This window comes from Kitasatospora sp. NPDC030952 (assembly GCF_055571335.1).
Genome location: NZ_JBVIFM010000005.1, coordinates 144,053 through 163,683 on the forward strand (window position 1 = coordinate 144,053; position 19,631 = coordinate 163,683).

General features: G+C 73.4%; 21 protein-coding genes and 1 pseudogene. 11 read left to right on the forward strand and 11 right to left on the reverse strand.

The features are described from left to right. Window positions 1-140: 140 nt before the first annotated feature. From ACZ47G_RS12355 to ACZ47G_RS12365, 3 genes and pseudogenes are all read left to right on the forward strand, one after another. Window positions 141-971 carry a tryptophan 2,3-dioxygenase gene (locus tag ACZ47G_RS12355; RefSeq protein ID WP_465741688.1) on the forward strand — a complete coding sequence of 277 codons (831 nt, stop codon included), beginning with the start codon at window positions 141-143 and terminating at the stop codon, window positions 969-971. A 26-nt stretch (window positions 972-997) separates the two neighbouring features. Further along, complete coding sequence (gene kynU / locus ACZ47G_RS12360) at window positions 998-2,224, forward strand: kynureninase (protein WP_465741690.1); 1,227 nt, start codon at window positions 998-1,000, stop codon at window positions 2,222-2,224. Between the two features lies 1 nt (window position 2,225). Beyond that, a pseudogene (locus ACZ47G_RS12365) lies at window positions 2,226-2,327 on the forward strand (3-alpha-hydroxysteroid dehydrogenase); the annotation flags it as partial. A gap of 89 nt (window positions 2,328-2,416) precedes the next feature. Here the strand turns inward: ACZ47G_RS12365 and ACZ47G_RS12370 are convergent. After that, window positions 2,417-3,865, reverse strand: coding sequence for a choice-of-anchor A family protein (locus tag ACZ47G_RS12370; protein ID WP_465741692.1), 1,449 nt, complete (start codon window positions 3,863-3,865; stop codon window positions 2,417-2,419). A 380-nt stretch (window positions 3,866-4,245) separates the two neighbouring features. Here ACZ47G_RS12370 and ACZ47G_RS12375 point away from each other — a divergent pair, with 380 nt between their 5' ends. The 3 genes from ACZ47G_RS12375 (at window position 4,246) to ACZ47G_RS12385 (ending at window position 6,468) form a co-directional block, all read left to right on the forward strand. After that, window positions 4,246-4,953, forward strand: coding sequence for a 4'-phosphopantetheinyl transferase family protein (locus ACZ47G_RS12375; protein WP_465741694.1), 708 nt, complete (start codon window positions 4,246-4,248; stop codon window positions 4,951-4,953). Between the two features lie 131 nt (window positions 4,954-5,084). Continuing rightward, window positions 5,085-5,567 carry a DUF2269 family protein gene (locus tag ACZ47G_RS12380; protein ID WP_465741696.1) on the forward strand — a complete coding sequence of 161 codons (483 nt, stop codon included), beginning with the start codon at window positions 5,085-5,087 and terminating at the stop codon, window positions 5,565-5,567. Between the two features lie 73 nt (window positions 5,568-5,640). Beyond that, a complete protein-coding gene (locus ACZ47G_RS12385) occupies window positions 5,641-6,468 on the forward strand; it encodes a helix-turn-helix domain-containing protein (protein WP_465741698.1) in 828 nt (275 codons plus the stop codon). A gap of 45 nt (window positions 6,469-6,513) precedes the next feature. On the opposite strand, the gene ACZ47G_RS12390 is transcribed toward ACZ47G_RS12385, so the two are convergent. Continuing rightward, on the reverse strand, window positions 6,514-7,503 hold the full coding sequence (locus tag ACZ47G_RS12390; RefSeq protein WP_465741700.1) for an Lrp/AsnC family transcriptional regulator: 990 nt from the start codon (window positions 7,501-7,503) through the stop codon (window positions 6,514-6,516). Window positions 7,504-7,618: 115 nt separating this feature from the next. Between ACZ47G_RS12390 and ACZ47G_RS12395 the strand changes: the two genes are divergently transcribed. Next, the gene (locus ACZ47G_RS12395; RefSeq protein WP_465741702.1) at window positions 7,619-8,431 is read left to right on the forward strand and encodes an inositol monophosphatase family protein; all 813 of its coding nucleotides are present in this window, start codon (window positions 7,619-7,621) and stop codon (window positions 8,429-8,431) included. On the opposite strand, the gene ACZ47G_RS12400 is transcribed toward ACZ47G_RS12395, so the two are convergent. The 3 genes from ACZ47G_RS12400 to ACZ47G_RS12410 all read right to left on the reverse strand — a co-directional run bounded on the left by ACZ47G_RS12400 (window position 8,424) and on the right by ACZ47G_RS12410 (window position 11,717). Further along, complete coding sequence (locus ACZ47G_RS12400; RefSeq protein ID WP_465742078.1) at window positions 8,424-9,254, reverse strand: amidohydrolase family protein; 831 nt, start codon at window positions 9,252-9,254, stop codon at window positions 8,424-8,426. The genes ACZ47G_RS12395 and ACZ47G_RS12400 overlap by 8 nt on opposite strands. A gap of 119 nt (window positions 9,255-9,373) precedes the next feature. Then, window positions 9,374-11,008: an acyl-CoA dehydrogenase family protein gene (locus ACZ47G_RS12405; RefSeq protein WP_465741704.1), complete on the reverse strand. Its 1,635-nt coding sequence runs from the start codon at window positions 11,006-11,008 to the stop codon at window positions 9,374-9,376. Next, on the reverse strand, window positions 10,992-11,717 hold the full coding sequence (locus ACZ47G_RS12410; protein WP_465741706.1) for a TetR/AcrR family transcriptional regulator: 726 nt from the start codon (window positions 11,715-11,717) through the stop codon (window positions 10,992-10,994). Before ACZ47G_RS12410 ends, ACZ47G_RS12405 begins: the two co-directional genes overlap by 17 nt. A 7-nt stretch (window positions 11,718-11,724) precedes the next feature. Between ACZ47G_RS12410 and ACZ47G_RS12415 the strand changes: the two genes are divergently transcribed. Continuing rightward, window positions 11,725-11,904: a hypothetical protein gene (locus ACZ47G_RS12415; RefSeq protein WP_465741708.1), complete on the forward strand. Its 180-nt coding sequence runs from the start codon at window positions 11,725-11,727 to the stop codon at window positions 11,902-11,904. A 38-nt stretch (window positions 11,905-11,942) separates the two neighbouring features. Here ACZ47G_RS12415 and ACZ47G_RS12420 read toward each other — a convergent pair whose 3' ends face one another. From ACZ47G_RS12420 to ACZ47G_RS12430, 3 genes are all read right to left on the reverse strand, one after another. Then, complete coding sequence (locus ACZ47G_RS12420; RefSeq protein ID WP_465741710.1) at window positions 11,943-13,436, reverse strand: S28 family serine protease; 1,494 nt, start codon at window positions 13,434-13,436, stop codon at window positions 11,943-11,945. A 161-nt stretch (window positions 13,437-13,597) separates the two neighbouring features. Beyond that, window positions 13,598-14,470 carry a S1 family peptidase gene (locus tag ACZ47G_RS12425; protein ID WP_465741712.1) on the reverse strand — a complete coding sequence of 291 codons (873 nt, stop codon included), beginning with the start codon at window positions 14,468-14,470 and terminating at the stop codon, window positions 13,598-13,600. Between the two features lie 239 nt (window positions 14,471-14,709). Continuing rightward, complete coding sequence (locus ACZ47G_RS12430) at window positions 14,710-15,339, reverse strand: TetR family transcriptional regulator (RefSeq protein WP_380455353.1); 630 nt, start codon at window positions 15,337-15,339, stop codon at window positions 14,710-14,712. A gap of 121 nt (window positions 15,340-15,460) precedes the next feature. Here ACZ47G_RS12430 and ACZ47G_RS12435 point away from each other — a divergent pair, with 121 nt between their 5' ends. The 3 genes from ACZ47G_RS12435 (at window position 15,461) to ACZ47G_RS12445 (ending at window position 17,075) form a co-directional block, all read left to right on the forward strand. Beyond that, entirely contained in the window at window positions 15,461-15,616 is a 156-nt protein-coding gene (locus ACZ47G_RS12435; RefSeq protein WP_380455354.1) for a hypothetical protein, read from the forward strand. 129 nt (window positions 15,617-15,745) lie between these two features. After that, a complete protein-coding gene (locus ACZ47G_RS12440) occupies window positions 15,746-16,069 on the forward strand; it encodes a DUF4190 domain-containing protein (RefSeq protein ID WP_465741715.1) in 324 nt (107 codons plus the stop codon). Window positions 16,070-16,184: 115 nt separating this feature from the next. Then, the gene (locus ACZ47G_RS12445) at window positions 16,185-17,075 is read left to right on the forward strand and encodes a metallophosphoesterase family protein (RefSeq protein WP_465741717.1); all 891 of its coding nucleotides are present in this window, start codon (window positions 16,185-16,187) and stop codon (window positions 17,073-17,075) included. Between the two features lie 189 nt (window positions 17,076-17,264). Here the strand turns inward: ACZ47G_RS12445 and ACZ47G_RS12450 are convergent, their stop codons facing one another. The 3 genes from ACZ47G_RS12450 to ACZ47G_RS12460 all read right to left on the reverse strand — a co-directional run bounded on the left by ACZ47G_RS12450 (window position 17,265) and on the right by ACZ47G_RS12460 (window position 19,511). Beyond that, window positions 17,265-17,561, reverse strand: a complete 297-nt coding sequence (locus tag ACZ47G_RS12450) for an SHOCT domain-containing protein (protein WP_465741719.1) — start codon at window positions 17,559-17,561, stop codon at window positions 17,265-17,267. 163 nt (window positions 17,562-17,724) lie between these two features. Beyond that, window positions 17,725-18,402, reverse strand: coding sequence for a response regulator (locus ACZ47G_RS12455; protein ID WP_465741721.1), 678 nt, complete (start codon window positions 18,400-18,402; stop codon window positions 17,725-17,727). After that, window positions 18,399-19,511: a sensor histidine kinase gene (locus tag ACZ47G_RS12460; RefSeq protein WP_465741723.1), complete on the reverse strand. Its 1,113-nt coding sequence runs from the start codon at window positions 19,509-19,511 to the stop codon at window positions 18,399-18,401. The genes ACZ47G_RS12455 and ACZ47G_RS12460 overlap by 4 nt, the downstream gene beginning before the upstream one ends. Window positions 19,512-19,631 lie beyond the last annotated feature (120 nt).

A 19,631-nucleotide genomic window follows, 5' to 3' on the forward strand; every position in this document is an offset into this window, starting at 1 on the left:
CGAAGCACGGTTGCGGTGCTCATCGGCCATTCAAGCGGGGGGCCACGGCGCCGCACAATGGGCTCCCCGGTGGAACCAGGACGTCCGTCCGCTCCGCCGGCCCCGGGCGACCGTGCCCGGACGGATCAGGAGGGATCGGGATGGGGCACGACACGGTGGAGACACCCAACCTGTCGTTCGGTCGGGGCGGCCGGCCGGGTCGGGGCACCCCCTACGCGCAGTACGTGCGCCTGGAGGAGCTGCACAGCCTCCAGCACCCGCGCAGCAAGGAGCCGGCCGAGCTGTCGTTCATCGTCACCACCCAGGTGATGGAGCTGCTCTTCGACCTGCTGCGGCACGAGTGGACGATCGCCCGGCAGGCGCTGCGCGAGGACGACCTGACCGGCGCGCTGGCCGCACTGCGCCGCGGCACCCATGTGCAGGACGTGCTGGTGGAGTCGTGGGACCTACTGGCCACCATGACGCCGCAGGAGTTCAACTCCTTCCGCGCCCTGTTCGGCGAGGCCTCCGGCTTCCAGTCCTCGGCCTTCCTGCAGTTGGAGTTCCTGCTCGGCAACAAGAACGCCGCACTGCTCAACATGTACGGCGAAATGCCCGACGTCCAGGCCGAGTTGACCGAGGCACTGCGCTCCCCCGGCCTGTACGACGAGGCGCTCGGGCTGCTGGCCCGGCGCGGCCTGGCGGTGCACCCGGAGGCCTCGGAGCAGCGCTACCGCCCCTCCGAGGAGGCCGCCGCGGCCTGGCGCCGGGTCTACACCGAGCCGGAGTTCGCGGAGCTGCAGCCACTCGGTGAGACGCTGCTGGACGTGGCCGAGCGGGTCACCCGCTGGCGCCAGCGGCACCTGAGCTCGGTCAAGCGGACCATGGGCGGCAAGCCCGGCTCGGGCGGTTCCAGCGGGCTGACCTGGCTGCGCAAGGCCGCCGAGCAGGACGTGTTCCCGGAGCTGTGGGCGATCCGGGACGAGCTGTGAGCAGAAGCGACGGACGAGGGATGGGCATGATCACGCGCGAGGAGTGCGCGGCGCTGGACGCCGTCGACCCGCTGGCGGCGTTCCGCAAGGAGTTCACCCTGCCGGACGGGGTGATCTACCTGGACGGCAACTCGCTGGGCGCCCTGCCGGTGCGCACCCCGGAGCGGGTGGCCCGGGTGGTCGAGCAGGAGTGGGGCCGGGAGCTGATCCGCAGCTGGAACGACGCCGGCTGGTTCGAGCAGCCGTACCGGCTGGGACGGCGGATCGCGCCGCTGATCGGCGCCGATCCGGCGGAGGTGGTCGTCTGCGACACCACCTCGGTGAACCTGTTCAAGGTGCTCGCCGCCGCGCTGCGGCTGCGCCCGGAGCGGCGCACGGTACTCGGCGACGTCGAGGCCTTCCCCACCGACCTGTACATCGCCGAGGGCGTGACCGGCCTGACCGAGGGCGGGCGCAGCGTGCTGATCCGCCCCGAGGAGCTGGACCGGCACCTGGACGGCGACGTCGCCGCAGTGGTGCTGTCGCACGTGGACTACCGCACCGGCGAACTGCTGGACATGCCCGGGATCACCGCCCGGGTGCAGGCCGCGGGCGCCCTGATGATCTGGGACGTGTGCCACTCGGTGGGCGCGCTGCCGGTCGAACTGGGCGCCGCGAACGCGGACTTCGCGGTCGGCTGCACCTACAAGTACCTGAACTCCGGCCCCGGCTCGCCGGCCTTCCTGTACGTCGCCGAGCGCCACCTGGCGGCCGGTCCGCGGCAGCCGCTGAGCGGCTGGTTCGGGCACGCCCGCCCGTTCGCCTTCGAGCCCGGCTACGACCCCAAGCCCGGCATCGGGCGCTTCCTCACCAGCTCGCCCTCGCTGCTCGGCCAGGCCTCGCTGGAGGTCTCGCTGGACATCTGGGAGCGGGCCGACCTGGCCGCCGTACGGGCCAAGAGCCTGGCGCTGACCGACCTGTTCGTCTCGCTGGTCGAGGGCCTGGACGGGGTCGAGGTGGTGACCCCGCGCGAGCACGCCCGGCGGGGCAGCCAGGTCGCGCTGCGGCACGCGGACGGCTACCCGGTGGTGCAGGCGCTGATCGCCCGCGGGGTGATCGGGGACTTCCGCGCGCCGGACCTGATGCGCTTCGGCTTCACGCCGCTCTACCTCTCGTACACCGAGGTCTGGGACGCGGCCCGGCAGCTGGCCGAGGTGCTGGCGAGCGGCGAGTGGCGGGAGGAACGGTTCTCCCGTCGGGGCGAGGTGACGTAACCGGAAGGTCCTGGACATCAGCCTGACCGGCGTCTTCATCGGGATGGAGGCCGTCGTCCCGGCGATGCGGGCGGCCATCGGCGGCGGCTCGGTCGTCACCATGCGGATCCGGGTCAACCCGGCGCACCGGCCGCGGTACGGCGAAGGCCGCCCGGTCGGATCGACCGGGCGGCCTTCGCGTCGGCGCGACCGTCAGCTGTGGCGGCCGCGGCGGCGGGCGGCCAGGACGGCGAGACCGCCCAGCCCGAGCAGGCCGACACCGGCCAGCCCGAAGACCACCGGAGCGTCGCCCGCACCGGTCGAGGGCAACTCACCACCGCCACCGGGGTGGTGGCCGGTCGGGCGGTGGCCGGTCGGGTGGTGACTGGTCGGGTGGTGGCTGGTCGGAGCGGGGTGCCCGCTCGACGTGGACGTGCTCGCCGACGGCGAGGTGGCGCTCGCACTCGGGGAGGTCGGGGACGGCGAGGTCGGACTCGGAGACGTCGGGGACGGCGACGTCGGGCTCGGAGACGTCGGGGAGGGGGAGGTCGGGGAGGGGGAGGTCGGCGACGGCGACGGCGATGTCGGGCTCGGCGAGGGCGAGGGCGAGGGCGAGGGCGAGGTCGGCGTCGGGCTCGGCGTCACCTTGCAGTCCGGCAGGTCCCCGTCGAACGGGTAGCTGTGGATCTCGTAGCCGCCCGTCCCGGTGTGGATCAGGTTGCCCGCGAGGTACACCCGGCCGTTCACGCCCGGCTGGGCGAGGGTCGTGGTGCCGCCCGGGTTGCCCGCCAGGACCGAGCCCTGGAACTGGGCGCTGCCCAGGATCCGGGCGTTGGTCGCGGTCGGGAAGTTGTACATCAGCTTGGAGCGCATGTCGGTGGTCTGGTCGCCCGGCTGGCCGGTGCCCGTGTAGGTGTTGATGATCGGGCTGTCCCCGAGCATGTTCACCACGACGGTGGCCCCGGCCGGGATGTTGGCGAAGACCAGGCCGATCTGGCCGCCACTCGGCGAGGCCAGGTCCCGGGAGACGTTGAAGACCTGCTTCATGCTGACGCCGTCACCGGTGAAGGTGGCCTGGCTGGCGGAGACGTCGACGGTGCCGGTCGCGGCGGCCCGCCTGACGCAGTCGGAGACCTCCTCGATCTGGGTCAGCACGTCCTGGTACGGCGCGGCCGCGTTCGGGTCCTGGATCGACTGGCCGGTGGGGTCGATGGTGACGGTGCCGGTGACGCCGCCCGCGTGGCGCAGGTTGCCGAAGGCCGGGCCGTGGGAGTCACTGCCGCCGATCAGGATCGAGTTGCCGCTCCTCGCGTCGACGTTGCCGCCGGTGGTGACGAAGTCGCTGCCGTTCGGCGGCACGACGCGGGACCCGACGCCCACGACACCCATGTTGTAGATGCCGCCGCCGTTCTTGTCGACGGTCAGGTTCCCCAGCGTGACGATCTTGCCCTCGGCCTCGGCCGCGCGGCCGTTGACGGTGTAGTCGCCGCCGGTGAACACGTTGATCGTGGCGTCCCGCCCGGGGAAGTCGCCGTTGTGCGGCGGCGGCCAGGTGGCGGGGCAGTCGGGACCGGAGCAGGCACCCAGCGGCGGGGCCAGCGGGGCGGCCGAACCGACCGTCAGCACGGCGGCCAGCGGCACCGCGGCCACGGCAGTGGCCACGGCGATCCGGACGGCCCGGCGCCGTCCGCCGGCGGGTGTTCTTCTCACGGCGGTCGTGCGGTGATCCGGCGAACCGGTGGCCTGACCCATCGACATTTCCTCCGCGCATAGAAAAAGACAGGCCCGGAGGACCTGCCATGTCCCGTGGTATCTGCTGGCGATCCCACAGATCCGGGACATCCAATCCCAAAAGGGACTTTTCCTACCCTACGGACCCTCAGATCCGATCCGACGATCATCCGATCGGCCCAAGGCCTCGCCGTGTCCCGCACCGTCCCCGCGGGCTTCCCGCGCCGTCCCCGCGGGCTCACTGCGGGCTCACCGCGGGCTCCCGAGGTCCGGGTCCCCGCGCGACGACCCGGCGGACTAGGTTGGAGCCCATGACCACCGAGGCCCAGGAGCAGGACGCACCGCTCGTCGCCGTCGCGTCCGCAGACGCCGTACTCCGCCACCCCGAGGCGGGCGAGCACCTGCTCACCGACGTCGAGCGGGCCCGCGCCGCGCGCTTCCGGCACGAGTCCGGGCGGACCGACTTCGTCGCCGGGCACGTCCTGGTCCGGCTCTGCGCCGCCCGGCTGCTCGGCGTCCCCGCGGCCGGGCTGGTCCTCGCCCAGCAGTGCCCGGACTGCGGCCTCGCCGACCACGGCAAGCCCTACCTGCCCGACCACCCCGGGGTGGAGGTGAGCCTGTCCCACACCCGGGGCGTGGTCGCCGCCGGGGCGGGCCGCCGGCCGGTCGGCGTGGACGTGGAACTCGCCACCCGGGGCGGCTCGCTGGGCGCGGTGGCCCGCCGGGTGCTCACCCCGGCCGAGCTGGCCCTGGTCGAGGCGGCCCCGGAGCCGGACCGGGCGTTCCTGCGGCTGTGGGTGCGCAAGGAGTCGCTGATCAAGATCGGGCGCGCCACCCTGGACACCCTCGGACAGGTCGACCTCTCCGCCCTGCCGCTGGAGGTGCCGCCCGGCCCCCCGGCGCGCAACCGCTTCCAGGACCTCCACCTGCTCGACTGGACCGACCCCGGGCAGGGCGCGGCCGTCGCCGCCGTCAGCACCGCCCCGCCGCGGATCGTGGAGCTGGTCCCGGCGGGCTGAGCAGGGCACCGGCCGGGGGCACCCGAGCGCGGGGCCGCTGAATAAGCGGTGTTAGCGTGCCTGGTCGTGGGCACGCCGACGGCGCACGCCCGCCGACCCCCAGCTGCCCACCGGACCAAAGGGTGCCCGCCATGGCCAAGTTCCTGCTGAGCCTGCACGTCCTCGCGTCGGTCCTGTTCATAGGCCCGGTCGCGGTGGCCGTCAGCATGTTCCCGCGCCGGGCGAAGGCCGCCCTGGCCGGCGGGCCGGACCAGGCCTCGGACGCGGGCGTGCTGCGCGTCCTGCACCGGATCACCCAGGTCTACGCGCTGCTCGGCGTCGCCGTGCCGGTGCTGGGCATCGGCGTCGCCCAGGTGATGGACGTGCTGAGCCAGTCCTGGCTGATCGCCTCGATGGTGCTCACCGCGATCGCCGCGCTCTCCCTGCTGCTCTTCGTCCTGCCCGGCCAGCAGGCCGCCGTGGACGCGCTCGGCCTCGACCCGGCGGACGAGAAGCACACCAAGGCCGTCAGCGGCCTGCGACTGCTGCCGATGACCGCCGGGGTGTTCAACCTGCTGTGGGCCGTGGTCGTGGTGCTGATGGTGATCCGCCCGGGCTCGACCACCGGCGCCTGACCCCCGGCCGACCCCGCCTGATCCGCACGGCCCCCTCCCGCAGGACCGGCTCGTTCGAGTACCGTCCTTGCCCATGACGATCGTGGCGGGCATGGGCAGCCCCACCGGGACGGGCGTCGGCCCGCTGATCCGCGGCTGGCGGGAACTCCGGCAGCTCAGCCAACTGCAACTGGCCCTGCGGGCGGACTCCTCGGCCCGGCACCTCAGCTTCGTCGAGAACGGCCGCGCCCGGCCGGGCCGGGACCTGCTGCTACGGCTGGCCGAACAGCTGGACGTCCCGGTGCGCGAGCGCAACTCCCTGATGCTGGCGGCCGGTTACGCCCCGCACTACCCCGAGACACCACTGGACGACCCGTCCATGGACGCGCTGCGCGGCGGCGTCGAGCGGCTGCTCGCCGCGCACGACCCGTACCCGGCGATGGTGCTCGACGGGACCTTCCGGGTGCTGGCGGCCAACCGCTCGCTCGCCCTGCTGCTGGACGGCGTCGACCCGCAGTTGCTCCGACCGCCGTTCAACGCCGTACGGGTCGCCCTGCACCCGGACGGGCTGGCGCCGCACATCGTCAACTTCCGGCAGTGGCGCGGGCACCTGCTGGCGCGGCTGGAACACCGGCTGGAGCTGGTCCGCGCGGAGCCGTTGCGGCGGCTGTACGAGGAGGTCCGCGGCTACCCGGAACCGGCGGAGGACGGGCCGCCCGGGGACGACGCCGGGCACGGGCACCCCTTCGCACTGCCGTTGCGGGTCCGGCGCGACGGGCGGGTGCTCTCCTTCCTGTCCACCATCGCCACCTTCAACACACCGCTGGACGTGACCGTCTCCGAACTCGCCATGGAGACCTTCCTGCCCGCCGACCCGGCGACCGTCCGGTACCTCCAGTCCGTGGTCGGCCCGGAGCGGTAGCCGGCCACCGCTCCCCCTGCCCCGGCGGCGGGAAGGCCCGGCCCCTCACGGCCGGCCCGGCTGCCGGAGCAGCACGCCCGCCCGCTTCACCGCGCGGGCGGTGATGGTGGTCTCGGCGCGGATGACGCCGAGCGGGCCGAGGGTGTCGGTGAGGAAGCGGTAGAGGCCGCCGTGGTCGGGGCAGAACAGCGTGGCCAGCAGGTTGGTCGGGCCGCTGGTGGCGAAGACGCCGTGCACCCGGGGGTGGCGGGCCAGTTCGGCGCCGACCTCGGCGAGCCGGCCGGGCGGCACGTCGAGCCAGAGGTTGGCGTCCACGGCCATGCCGAGCAGTCGGGGGTCCACGGTGGCGTGGGTGCGCAGCAGTCCGAGCCCGTCCAGCCGGTGCAGGCGGCGCCGGACGGTCGACTCGGGGGCGCCGACCGCCGCCGCCAGTACGGCGTGGGACTGCCGGGCGTCCTGCTCCAGCCGGTCCAGCAGCGCGCGGTCGAGGCCGTCCAGCGGCGGGGGCGTGGCCGGGCGCGGGGCGAGCGGCCGGGCGAGCGCGGCGGCCTCCTGGTCGGTCAGCGAGCCGGCCCACCACTGCCCGGCGTCCGCGAAGGCGTGCAGCACGGCGTGGGTGGTGGTCTCGGTGACGGCGCCGGTCGCGGGCAGTTGCCCGTACAGCAGGCGGTCGCGGGCGCCCGCGTCGCTCAGCATCACGGCGCCGACCTCGTGGCCGCCGAGCATGACGTCGACGAAGGGGACGTCGGGGCGGTCGGCCAGCGCCCGGGCGGTGGCGTCGACCCGGCCGCGCAGCACCCGGACCCGCAGCAGCAGCGCCCCCACGGCGGCGTCCTCGACGTCGGGCATCCGGACCACCCGCAGCACCCCGGCCTGCCGCATCCGGCCCAGTCGGCGGGTGACCGTCCGGGCGGAGACGCCCAGCACCTCGGCGATCCGGCCGGGCTCGGCCCGTCCGTCCACCTGGAGGGCGCCGATCAGGCGGCGGTCGAGGGTGTCCAGCACGGTGTCCGGATCGGTCGTGGCGAGGTCCATGGTGTCCGATCTCCGTCGTTCTGGGCCGATTGAGCGTCCTGTTCGGCAGCCCTGACGGTACTCCTTGTCCCGTTCGGCCGGAGCGGACCGGCCACCGGGAGAGGGCGAGACCGCGATGGGGACGACGGAGCTGTGGACGCTGGCGGCGGCCGTGGAGGCGGCGGTGCGGGAGGTCGGCGCGAAGCTGGCCGCGGGCCGGCCGGCCGAGCCCACCCCGGGGCGGACCGTCGAGGAGGCGATGGCGCGGTTCGCGGAGCTGGACGACCCGGCCTCAGCCGAGCTGCGCGAGCGGCTGGCCGCGCTGCGCCCGCAGGCCGGCTGGCTGCCGGAGGAGCTGGACGGCTCGGTGCCCGCCGAGGGCGAATGGTGGGTGTGCGACGCGACCGACGGCGCGGTGCAGTACCTGCTCGGGCAGCCGCACTGGGCGGTCACCGCGGCCCTGGTGCGCGACGGCGCGGCGGTGCTGGCCGTGGTGCACGCCCCGGAGCTGTTCGGCGCGGGCCGCACCTACCGCGCGGTGCTGGGCGGCGGAGCACAGCTGGACGGGCGGCCGATCGCGCCGCTGGAGCGGGAGTTGGCAGCCACCGTCGCCGCCACCAGCCAGCCGCCGCTGGTGGCCGCCGACCCGGTGGCGCTGCGCCGGGCCGGCGAGTCAGTGTCCGCGATGGCCGGCGCGGTGCTGGCGGTGCGCAACCTCGGCCCGACCGCGCTCCAGGTGGCGCAGGTCGGCTCCGGGCACCTGGCGCTGTTCTGGGAGTACGGGCAGGACGCGGGCAACCTGCTGCCCGGCGCCCTGGTGGCGAGCGAGGCGGGGGCGACGGTGACGGACGCCGCCGGGGCGGCCTGGACGGCCGGCTCGGACAGCTTCCTCGCCGCCGCGCCCGGACTGCACCCGGCGGCGGTGGGGGTGCTGGGCGCCGTCAGCTGAGGCCGAACAGCGCGGCCGCGTTGTCGTGGCAGACCGCCCGGAGCCACTCCTCCCCCAGCCCCAGCCCGGCCAGCGCCTCCAGCTGGTGGACGTACCGGTACGGGATGTTGGGGAAGTCGCTGCCCAGCAGGACGCGTTCGCCCAGCCCGCGCAGGCGCGGCAGTTCGTCGCGCGGGAACGGGACGTCGGCCTCGGCGAAGTCGGTGAACGCGATGGTGGTGTCCAGCCGGACGAACGGGTGGCGCTCGGCCAGGTCGAGGAAGTCGCGGTACTCGGGCATGCCGAGGTGGGCGACCACCAGGACCAGGCCCGGATGCCGGTCCAGGACCGCGCCGATCGGGCCGGGGCCGGTGAACTTGCCCGGGACCGGACCGGATCCGCAGTGGGCGACCACCGGGGTGCCGGAGTCGGCCAGCAGCGCCCAGACCCCGTCCAGCCGGGCGTCCGTCGGATCGTAGCCGCCGACCTGGAGGTGCGCCTTGAACACCCGGGCGCCGTCCTCGATCGCCCGCGCCACGTAGCCGGCCGCCCCCGGTTCGGGGAAGAAGGTCGCGGTGTGCAGGCAGTCCGGGGTGCGGGCGGCGAACTCGGCCGCCCAGGCGTTCAGCCAGCCGGCCATGCCCGGCTTGTGCGGGTAGAGCATCGAGGTGAACGCCCGGACGCCGAAGTCCCGCAGCCGCTGGACGCGTTGCTCCTCGGCCTCGCGGTAGGTGATCGGCCAGGGGCGGTTCACCAGCGGGCCGGCCGCGTCGAAGTACGCCCACACCTTGTCGAGGACGTTCTTCGGCATGAAGTGGGTGTGCACGTCGATCAGCCCGGGCAGGCCGAGCGCCTGCCAGAACTCCCGTACGCCCTGGGCCTCCTGGACCTCCTGGGCTTCCTGGGCTTCTTGGGCTTCTTGGGCTTCTTGGGCTTCTTGGGCCCCCTGGGCCTCCTCGTCGTTCACGCGGGCACCGGGCGGGCGCGGTCGATGATCTCCGCGGTGTCGACACCGGAGGGCAGGGTGCCGAAGGCGGCGCCGTGGTCGCCGCCGAGCCGGCTCGCACAGAAGGCGTCGGCCACCGCCGGGCTGCCGTAGCGGACCAGCAGCGAGCCCTGGAAGGCCAGCGCCATCGACTCGACCAGCCGCCGGGTGCGGTACTCAAGATCGCTCAAGTCGCTGAGCTGCTTGCGGAGTTCGGCGACGGCGGCGTCCAGTCGGCGGTCCGCCCCGGCGGCCGCGTCGAGTTCGCCGAGGAAGGCCTCGACCGTCTCCGGGCGCTTGGCCATGGCACGCAGGGCGTCCAGCGCGGCGACGTTGCCGGAGCCCTCCCAGATCGACACCAGCGGGGCCTCCCGGTAGAGCCGGGGCATCCCGGACTCCTCGACGTAGCCGTTGCCGCCCAGGCACTCCAGCGCCTCGGCGGAGTGCGCCGGACCGCGCTTGCACACCCAGTACTTGGCCACCGCCAGGCCCAACCGCCGTACCAGCACCTCGGTTTCGTCCCCGGCGAGGGCGAGGTCGGTGGACCGGGCCAGCCGCATCGCGACGGTGGTGGCCGCCTCGGACTCCACCACGAGGTCGGCCAGCACGTTGCGCATCAGCGGCTGGTCGACCAGTGCCTTGCCGAACGCCCGCCGGTGCAGGGCGTGGTGGACCGCGCGGGTGGCGCCGTAGCGCATCCCGGAGGCGGCGCCGATGGTGCAGTCCAGGCGGGTCATGTTGACCATCTCGATGATGGTCTGCACACCCCGGCCCTCGGCCCCGACCAGCAGCCCGACCGCGCCGTCGTACTCCAGCTCGGCGGAGGCGTTGGACTTGTTGCCGAGCTTGTCCTTGAGCCGCATCAGGTGCAGCCGGTTGCGGCTGCCGTCCGGGAGGACCCGCGGCAGCACGAAGCAGCTGAGCCCGCCGGGGGCCTGGGCGAGGGTCAGGAAGAGGTCGGACATCGGCGCCGAGGTGAACCACTTGTGGCCGGTGAGCCGGTAACTGCCGTCCGGCTGCGGGAGCGCCGTGGTGGTGTTGGTGCGGACGTCCGAGCCGCCCTGCTTCTCGGTCATCGACATGCCGGCGATCAGCCCGCGCTTGGTGTGCGGCTCGCGCAGCCCGTAGTCGTACTCGGTGGCGGCCAGCAGCGGCTCCAACTCGGCTGCCAGCTCCGGACTCTGGCGCAGCGCCGGGACGGCGGCGTAGGTCATCGAGATCGGGCAGGTGTGGCCGGCCTCGACCTGGCTCCAGACGAAGAACTTGGCGGCGCGGGCGGAGTGGGCGCCGGGCCGATCCTCCCGCCAGGGCGCGGCGTGCAGCCCGTACGAGACGGCGGTGCGCATCAGCTCGTGCCAGTACGGGTGGAACTCGACCTCGTCGATCCGGTGGCCGAAGCGGTCGTGGGTGCGCAGCACGGGCGGGTTCTCGTTGGCCAGCCGACCCCAGTCGGCGGCCTGCTCGGAGCCCGCCAGGCGGCCGAGCTCGCGCAGTTCGGGCTCGGCCCAGCCCGCGCCGGCCCGGTGCAGGGCGGCGAGCAGGGTCGGGTCGGCGGCGGTGTCGTGTCCGTACGGCAGGGGCACCTGGTTGGTGACCTCATGCGTCGCTGTCATCGCGTCCTCCCAGGGCACGCAGGGTGAAGGAGACCAGGGCGGGGACCACCTCGGCGGTGGCCCGCTGGGGTTCGGAGGGCTCGGCTGTCTCGGATCTCCCGGCCGTCTCGGCGCTCCCGACTGTCTCGGCCTTCTCGGCTGTCTCGGCTGTCTCAGCAGGGGCAGTCGTCTCGACCGGGGCGGCGGCGAGCGGGCCGGCCAGGGCCTCGCCGACCGCGCCGACCAGGGCGGCGGCAGTCAGCACCGGGTCCTGCTCGGGGAGTTCGCCGGCTGCCACGGCGGCGGCGATCTCGGTGGCGATCACGTCCCGGAACGCCCGCCGGAAGACCAGGCGTTCGCCGTCCACCACCGCGTCGGCGGGCTCCACCAGCAGCGCGTACGCCAGCCGGGGCGCGCGCAGAGCGCGGGCGGCGAAGGTCTCGACCACGGCGGCGATCCGCCGCTGCGGGGTGTCCCGGAGGGCGACTGCGGTGTTCACCGCGGCCATCTCGTGAGTGACCACCCGGCGGAACAACTCCACCGACAGCTCGGCCTTGTTGGCGAAGTGCTGGTAGACGCTGCCGGTGGCGATCCCGGCGCGGTCCGCCACGGCGGCCATGGTGCAGCCGCCGTAGCCGCGCTCGGCGAGCAGGCCGACCGCCGACTGCAGCACCGCCTCGCGCTGGGCGTCCAGGCGGGCTTGGACGGCTGGGGTGCGTCGGTAGGCCATGGAAGCATTGAAGCACCGATTCACTGCTTCGGGGAGGGGTCGGCGCCCTCGTTCGGCTTCAACGACGGGAGGCCGCCCCGGGTGGGGCGGCCTCCTGGCCCTGCTGGTCGCGCTGGTCGTGCTGGTCGTGCTGGTACGGCTGGTCGTGCCGGTCGTGCTGGTCCGGCTGGTCCGGCCGGTCGGCTGATCAGCCGGTCGGCTACGGGGTGCTACGGCTACGGGGTGTTACAGCGGGCGGCGCTCCTGCTCCAGCCGCTGGCCCTCGATGTCGAGCGGGCCGAAGGGCGCCCCCGTCTGCGGGGACTTGGCCAGCGAGCGGGCGCCGTCCTGGTCACCCAGACCGGCCCACTCCAGCACCTTGGCGGTGGCCTCCGCCGACTGCGCGGCCGGCAGCTTGCCGATGTTGGAGCCGTGGTTGCCGCCCGGAACGACGTAGACATAGCTGTCGTCACTGCCCCGGCCGAGGTGGAACGGCTTGGCGCCCCACGGGTCGTTGCCGCCGTAGACGAACATGATCCGCTCGCCCTCGCGCTTCACCCAGCGGTCGATGTCGGGCATCGCACGCGGGTTGAAGACGGTCGGGATCTCCTTCGGCACGTAGGAGCGGGCCGAGTAGAGCTCCTTGTAGTCGTAGTGCAGCTGGTCCTTCAGGTACGAGACGTCGAAGTACGGCGCACCCAGCTCGGTCGCGGCCTGGTAGTAGTACGCGGTGTACTTCGCCAGTGACTGGTCGCTGTTGCCGGTGATGCCGGACTGGGCGTCGTACCACGCGTACAGCTCGTCGTCGGTCGCGGTGGCGGCCACCGGGACCTTCGCGCAGTCCGACTCCAGGCTGTACTGCCAGAACGCCCAGACCACGTCGAGCACACCGGCCTCGTAGGCGCGGTCCGGGGTGCCGAGGGTGTTGAAGGTGGAGCCCGCCGCCTTGTTGTCGGCGATGTAGCGGGGCTCCAGGCGGTCGCGGCGCACCAGCAGCTCGCGCTGCGCGGCGTTCAGCTTGGCGCGGCACTCGGGCGTGCCGACGGTGCGGAAGAAGTCGGTGTAGGCCGCGTAGTCGTTGACATCGGTGTTGTTCGGCGCGACGTAGGCGATCGTGCCCGCCACGTCGTCCGGATAGAAGCGGCGGTAGAAGGTGGAGGACATGCCGCCCTTGCTGCCCCCGGTGGAGAGCCACTCCTGCTGGTAGATCCGCTTGAGCGCGGTCACCAGCTTGTGCGAGTCGGCGGCCTGCTGGCGGATGCCCGCCTTGGACCAGTCGGCCGGCTCGGGGCGGGAGGGGGTGAAGAACCGGTACTCGATGGAGACCTGGTTGCCGTCCACCAGCCGGGTCGGCTCGGTGCGGGACGGGGTGGTGCCCAGCGTGTAGCCGTTGGTGTAGAAGACGGTCGGACGGTCGTAGCCCCGGTGCAGCACGCTGAAGCGCTGCTGGAAGGTGCCCAGCCAGGGGCGGAAGTGGTCGATCGGCTGGGTGTAGGTGGCCAGGAAGTAGCGGTGGCCGGTGGTGGTCGGCTGCTCCTCGGTGATCGTCACGCCGGGGATCGCCGCCAGGCGGTCCTTGATGTCGGCGGTCGGGTCGTCCGCGGGGCTCCGGCCGTGCGCGGCACCGGCCGCCTCGACCCCCTGCCCGTCGGCGGCCGAGGCCGGCGCGGCCAGGCCTCCGATCGCGAACATCGGTATCAGCAGGGCGGAAACCAACAGCCTCTTCAGCTTGGTTGTCATCAACTCTCCATCTGGTCAACGGACATGACAGCTGCCTCGTCGGCACAACTCTGCGGTGCGGATGGTGCGGCGGCCGCCCGGTGGACGGCCGAATGGGCCACCCGCCTGGTCGCGGGTGGCCCATCGGGAGAAGGTGCTGGTCAGGGGGCTGTCGACGAGGCCTACGGGCGGGGCAGGGTGCAGCCCGACAGGGTGAGGTCCAGGCGGTTGCCGGGGGCGAAGCAGGCGGGGATGCCGTACGTCTCCTGGGCGTAGCCGATGCCCTGGTGCACCGTCACCGCGCCGCTCGCGTCGACCTCGCACGGGTTGTCGAGGGTGCAGGACTCGCCGTTCTCGTTGATCGTGTTGTTCACCGCGACCAGCTGACCGGTCGAGGCGTCGACCACCGGCGAGCCGGAGGTGCCGCCGATGACGTTGCAGCCGGAGGTGTAGCGGACCGAGTCCTTGAAGGTCCAGTCGGCCTCGTTCAGCCGGTAGGCGAAACCGTCGATCGAGCAGGAGTAGATCTTCTTCCAGTAACCGGAGACGACCCGGATGTCCGCACCCTGGGTGGGGTGGGTGTCGGCGATGGTCAGCGGCGAGATCCCGTACTTCGACTTGATCGAGGCGTAGCTGGTGTTCAGCTGGTAGATCGACACATCGGTGTCGGTCATGGCGCCGTAGACCACCTTGGTCGCGCGCAGGGTGGCGAGGCGGCCGCCGGTGGCGTTGAGCAGGGTGAAGGTCCGGCTGGAGGCCTGGTCGAGCACCACCTCGCCGGGGCCCGGCATGCCGGATTCCAGGCAGTGGCCGTTGGAGAGCACGAGGGCCGGGTCGGTCGCGGCCGAGTTCGGCATCCGCACCAGCGAACCGGAGCAGTTGCTGAGCGCGACCGTCCCGGCGAAGCTGACGGCGGCTGTCCGGGCCGTCGGGGTGGCCTGGGTCAGAGGGGCGGCCTGGGTCGGGGCGGCGGCCTGGGCCGGGAGGGCGCCGACGAGGGAGGACGCGCCGGCGACCAGGAGCGTGGAGAGCATGCCTATGAGCGGCTTCTTCATGAGAGACCTCTCGGTGTGGGGGTCCCCCAAAACTGTCGCGGACATGACTTACTGTCAAGAGTCAAAACAAGACCAAGAGAACACCCCTGACCGCGAGGGCCGCCCCTCCCCACCGAGCCCGGCCGGAGGCTCAATGGGGGCTCAATGGGCGCTCAATGGGGGCCCAGCAGGAGCTCACCCAGGGGCCCATCCGGGGCTCGTCGGAAGCTCGCCGGGGGTCCGCCAGGAGCCCGGAGCGCTCAACTCCCCTGCCAATGACGCCGACCGAGGCTGATCAGACGCAGCTGCAGCCGGGCGGTCGCGGCGATCCGCTGCTCGCGGGCCGGGTCCGCCTCCTGGGCCTCCAGGAAGGCGGAGGCCGTCGACACCATGTGGTCGACGTACAACTCGGCGAGCATCCGCAGGTCCTGCTCGCTCCAGCCCTTCGAGACCGGCTGGAGCGCCAGAGCGGAACCGACCTCGGCGGCGAAGCGGCCGAGCTCGGCGTCGATCGCCTCGCGCACCTGCCGGACCCCGCCGTGCCGCTCGCGCGCCAGGAAGCGCACGTGCGGGCGGTGTTCGCGGACGTGCTGCCGGATCACGTCCACCGTCCGGTCGATCAGCTCCTCGGCGCCGCCGGCCTCGGCGAGCACCGAGCGGATCATGACGTGCAGGCTGGCGAGCGACTCCTCGACCAGCGCGACACCGAGGGTGGCGAGATCGGGGAAGTGCCGGTAGAAGGCGGCCGGGGACAGCCCGGCCTCCCGGGTGACCTCGCGGACGCCCAGGCTGGCCAGGTTCTGATCGGCCAGCAGGTGCAGCCCCGCGTCCAGCAAGGCCCGCCGACTCTGCTGCTTCTGGGCCTGTCTGGCCCCTACGGTGTGACTCACGCCATTCAGTAAACAGTCGTTTGCCGAACTTGGCCAGCCGGGCGTACAGTGGTGCCCGAAGTCAGTGAACACTTGTCAACCGAAACCGGCACAGCACCAGCCGCAGCCGAAGGAGCCAGCCGTGATCCTGTTCTCCGCACTGGTCGCCATGGGAGTCCTGATCGGCACCGCCGCCCACCTCCCCCTCCCGGTGTTCCTCGCCGCCTCCGCCGCCATCGCCGCCTGGCTGCTCGCGTTCGGCGCCCGCGAGGGCATCGCCCGCCTGCGCCACCGCTGACCCGGCCGAACGCCACAGGCCCGGCCGAACGTTACGAGCCCAGCCGAACGCCGCTGACCCGGCCGAACGCCACAGGCCCCCGCAACCCCCGCCGCCCCGTCCACTCCCGTTGAGAGGACCGCCACCGCCATGAGCACCGTCACCGAGCACGCCCGCACCAACCGCGCCGCCAGCGCCCACGCCGCCACAGAGCGCACCGCCGGCGACCGTCAGGGCACCGCCGAGGCCGACAACCTGGCCATCGCCTCCTTCCTCCTCGGCCTCCCCGGCCTGCTGCTCTTCAACATCGTCCTGGGCCCGATCGCCATCACCCTCGCCACGCTGGCCCTGGTCCGCGGCACCGACCGCCGCGTCCGCGCCTCCCTCGGCCTGGCCCTGGGCATCACCTCCCTGGTCATCCTCGCCGTCACCACCGTCACCTCGCACGGCGTGCTGATCGACCTCGGCTCCTGAACCACGCTCAACTCCCCGGCCCGCGGGCCGAACCACTGATCACCCCAACTCTGCCCACGGCCCCCGCCCGCCACGTAGGGTGGCCACATCGGCCGGGTGACACCAGGGGGCAGGAGTGAGTACCGAGATCCGCAGCGACGCACAGTCGGCGTCCACCGACGCGGGCGGGGGCGGGCGGCTGCTCGCGGTGAGCGATCTGCACATCTCCTACCGGGAGAACCGCGAACTGGTGGAGAAGCTCCGGCCCACCCACCCCGACGACTGGCTGCTCGTCGCCGGGGACGTCGCCGAACTCACCACCAGCATCGAGTGGGCGCTCGGCCTGCTCGCCGACCGCTTCGCCCGCGTGGTGTGGGCGCCCGGCAACCACGAGCTGTGGACCCACCCCGAGGACCCGGTCCAGCTCCGCGGCGTGGCCCGCTACGACCACCTGGTGGAACTGTGCCGCGGCCTCGGCGTCGTCACCCCCGAGGACCCGTACCCGATCTGGCAGGGCCCGGGCGGCCCCGTCCGGATCGCCCCGCTCTTCCTCCTGTACGACTACTCCTTCCGTGCCCCGGGCACGACCACCAAGGAGGAGTCCCTGGCGGCCGCCTACGAGAGCGGCATCGTCTGCGCGGACGAGCGGATGCTCTACCCGGACCCGTTCCCGGACCGCGACTCCTGGTGCCGCGAACGCGTCCGGCTGACCGAGCAGCGGCTCGCGGCCTGTGACCCGGATGTCCCGCTGGTCCTGGTCAACCACTATCCGCTGGTCCGCCACCCCACCGAGATCCTGTGGTACCCCGAGTTCGCCCAGTGGTGCGGCACCGAGCTGACCGCCGACTGGCACCGCCGCTTCAATACCGCCGCGATGATCTACGGTCACCTGCACATCCCGCGCAAGACCACCTACGACGGCGTCCCGTTCGAGGAGGTCTCGCTCGGCTACCCGCGCGAGTGGCGCAAGCGCGGGCTGCCGGACCCGCTCCTGCGGGAGGTGCTCCCCCAGGTCACGGTGGGCTGAGCGGCGGTTCCGTGAGCGGCGGCGCCCTGAGCCTCCGCGTCCTGAGCCCCCGCGTCCTGAGCCCCCGCGCCCGGATGCCGGTGCCACCGGCGCCGTGGACCTCCACGGCGCCGGCAGCCCGGGCAACGGCGCTGCATCCGACGCTGCATCCGGTGCCGCATCCGGTGTCGAGTCCGGTGTCGGGCACGGTCACCTGGCGCCACCTCCCCGGTCGGTGTCCCTGGTCGGTTCCGTGAGCACGGCCCGCTTGGCGCGGTACTCCTCGGCGTCGATGTCGCCCTCCGCGTAGCGGCGGCCCAGGACGGCGAGCGGGTGCTCCGCCGCCCCGGCGGCCCCGGCCCCGCCCGCGAAGCCGCAGGCTCCGCGACGCCGCCAGACCGTCCGGCGCAGCAGCGCGATCACCAGGACCACCACGGCGATCCAGACCAGGGGCACCAGCAGGATCCAGGCGCCCGGCCCGTGCCAATCTGCCAGCTGGGTGTACATCGCGGGTTCATCTCCTCGCGGTCGGCTCCACACCCCCGGGGTTTCCCGAGGTGTCTTGAGCGTCCCGCCGAGGAGTCTCGTCGCGCATCCTCCCAGCAGCGGCAGTTGGGGTACTCCCGCGAGAGTACGAACACCGCCCGACACGCCGGGCCGGGAGTAGCCGTCAGCCCAGCCAGCCCGGCCGCACCAGCCCCGACTCGTACGCCAGCACCACCAGTTGCGCCCGGTCCCGGGCCCCGAGCTTCACCATCGCCCGGCTGACGTGGGTCTTCGCCGTCAGCGGGCTGACCACCAGCCGCCGGGCGATCTCGTCGTTGGACAGCCCCATCCCGACCAGCGCCAGCACCTCGCGCTCCCGCTCGGTCAGCATCGAGATGTCCGAGAGCCCCGCCGGAGCCGCCTCGGGCCCCTTCGAGCGGGCCGCGAACTCGCCGATCAGCCGCCTGGTCACGCCCGGTGAGAGCAGCGCGTCGCCGGCGACCGCGACCCGGATCGCCCGCAGCAGGTCGGCCGGCTCGGTGTCCTTGACCAGGAAGCCCGCCGCCCCCGAGCGCAGCGCCTCGAAGACGTACTCGTCCAGCTCGAAGGTGGTCAGCACGACCACCCGTACGGAGGACAGCGCCGGGTCCGCGGCGATCCTCCTGGTCGCCTCCAGCCCGTCCATCCGGGGCATCCGGACGTCCATCAGCACGACGTCCGGCACCAGTTCGCGGGCGAGCCGCAGCGCCGCCTCGCCGTCGTCCGCCTCGCCGACCACCGTGAGGTCGTCCTGGAGGTCCAGCAGGGCCCGGAAGCCCGCCCGGACCAGCAGTTGGTCATCCGCCAGCAGTACCCGAATCAATCGCTCTCCGCCTTCGGTGTCGGCAGCTCCGCCCGGACCCGGAAGCCGCCGCCCGGCAGCGGCCCCGCCGTGATGGTGCCACCGAACGCGGACGCCCGTTCCCGCATCCCGACCAGCCCACTGCCGGACCCCCCGGCGTCGCCGACCACCGCGGGCCCCGGGTCCTCGACCAGCACCACCAGGGCGGCGGCGTCCCGCCAGTCGAGCACCACCACCGCCTCCCGGGCCACCGAGTGCCGGATGACGTTGGTCAGTGCCTCCTGGACGATCCGGAAGGCGGTGAGGTCGACAGTGGCGGACAGCGGTCGGCGCTCGCCGTCCTCGTGCACCTGGACCGCCAGGCCCACCCGGTCGGCCTGCTCGGTGAGTTCGTCCAGCCGACCCAGCCCGGGGGCCGGCCCGCGCGGCGCCGCGTCGGGCCCGCGCAGCGTGGCGAGCACCTGGCGGACCTCGCCGAGCGCCTCCTTGCTGGTCGACTTGATGGTCACCAGCGCGGTGCGGGCCTCCTCCGGCCGCCGGTCGAGCAGCGCCAGCGCGACCCCGGCCTGGATGTTGATCAGCGACAGGCTGTGCGCCAGGATGTCGTGCAACTCCCGGGCCATCCTGAGCCGTTCCTCGTTGGCCCGGCGCTGCTCCAGCTGCTGCCGGTAGGCCCGGTGGGCGGCGATCCGCTCGCGCCGGAAGCGGATCAGTTCGGCGACCGCCAGCACCAGCAACAGCCAGGCCAGCAGCCCGAGTTCGGCCTGCCAGACGAACCTGCTCGGCGGGGTGCGCTGCCAGCTGTCCGGCAGCACGAAGGTGGCCAGGACGTGCACCAGGTACACCCCGGCGACCCCGGCCCAGGCCGCCCGGCGGTGCCCGCAGCCGATCGCGAGGCCGCAGGCGATCACCCAGCTCACGAACACCGGCCCGTACGGGTACCCGGCGGCCAGGTACCCGGCGGTGACCACCGACGTCCCCGCCACCGCCGCGACCGGACGGCGCCCGAACAGCATCAGCAGCGCCGGGCCGAGCAGCAGCAGGAGGTAGCCGAAGACGTCCAGCGGGACCCGGCCGCCCTGGTGGCGCGCGGCGACGCCCGACCCGACCGCCTGGACCACCGCAGCCACCAGCGCCAGCCGCACCGGCGGTCCCGACCCGCCGGACCAGCCGGGCCAGCCCGATCGGCCCGGCCAACCCGCACGCGCCCAGGCCGGGCGCCGGCGCCCGGACGGCGGCTCCGGCGCAGG